Origin of the sequence: Enterobacter cloacae complex sp. 2024EL-00214, assembly GCF_043945575.1 — a bacterium.
In the GTDB taxonomy this organism is placed as follows: domain Bacteria; phylum Pseudomonadota; class Gammaproteobacteria; order Enterobacterales; family Enterobacteriaceae; genus Enterobacter; species Enterobacter cloacae_P.
On record NZ_JBIMRC010000059.1, the window covers coordinates 1 to 1033 of the forward strand.

At 48.9% G+C, this 1033-nt stretch carries 1 protein-coding gene and 1 rRNA gene; both read right to left on the reverse strand.

Features of this window, described 5'->3' with window-relative positions:
• Nucleotides 1-416: 416 nt before the first annotated feature.
• Nucleotides 417-719 (reverse strand): adenylate cyclase, encoded by a 303-nt coding sequence (locus ACHHZ6_RS24715; protein WP_182919281.1) that lies wholly within the window; start codon nt 717-719, stop codon nt 417-419.
• Between the two features lie 208 nt (nt 720-927).
• Nucleotides 928-1033 (reverse strand): 5S ribosomal RNA (gene rrf, locus ACHHZ6_RS24720); the annotation flags it as partial.

Sequence of the window (1033 nt, forward strand, 5' to 3'; positions counted from 1 at the left end):
TTGAGGGTGGTACAAAATAGTGGTACATTCGGAATCGAAGCGTAAAGGTAACTCACTGTTATTCGGTGATTTCGTTGCTATAGAAACGAATCCTTGGTTCGATTCCGAGTCCGGGCACCACTATTTAAAGAACCCGCCCAAAAGGCGGGTTTTTGCTTTCTGAGCCAACAACTTGTTGGCTTACCAGTAGTTACCGCCCTTATCTCTCCTCCAGGTCCGCTTCCCGTTGTACAAAATGAGCAGCCTACCAAAGACCGAAACGGAACCGACTACATCCGTAAAGCAGTTCATCAGAAGCGACGTTCACAGAAGAGAGAGCGTAACTCAGGCCTGAAATTGATCGATTAAATAAAAACCCTGAGTTATCAGCTCAGGGTTTTTGCGTTTCAGCAGAAAGTGTAGCTCAGCAATACTTATCAATTTGTTTTGTGTGACTGCTGGAAACCCGCGACATCATACTGAGATACGCTATTGGAATTTTTAGAATTCTGCGGCTGAGTACCCGCATAATGGGACCCCGCATTTCCATCGGGGTTGAATGCAGAACCCGGAGCATTGATGGCGTTTCCGGGTGTAACACTGCCGGTCACAGACGTGCCAATTGTCTGGTTGGGTTGCCCCTTTGTTCCTGTCACTGTATGGACGTTGGCGGCTAAAGTCGTTGCAACAGGAACCATTGCGAGAACAACACCTGTGATGAGTTGGTAGATGCGGGACATTGTCACCCCCCTTTGTTCGTAGCTGATGAGTCCCCATCTCAGAAATTATAGTTCTACAGGATTACTTTGTATGTAAGCCAATTTTAGTTTCACACTTTTATGTGGGGGTATCCTGTAGGCTGGGTCAGGTGCAACCGCCGCCGGGCATTTTAAAACACGCAAAGCAAAAAACCCCGCACCTTCCGGCACGGGGTTCTTCTTAATTGATGCCTGGCAGTTCCCTACTCTCACATGGGGAGACCCCACACTACCATCGGCGCTACGGCGTTTCACTTCTGAGTTCGGCATGGGGTCAGGTGGGACCACCGCGCTAA

Coding starts and splice junctions, on each gene's coding strand:
- ACHHZ6_RS24715 (WP_182919281.1), bottom strand. CDS start 719: ATGTCCCGCATCTACCAACTCATCACAGGTGTTGTTCTCGCAATGGTT.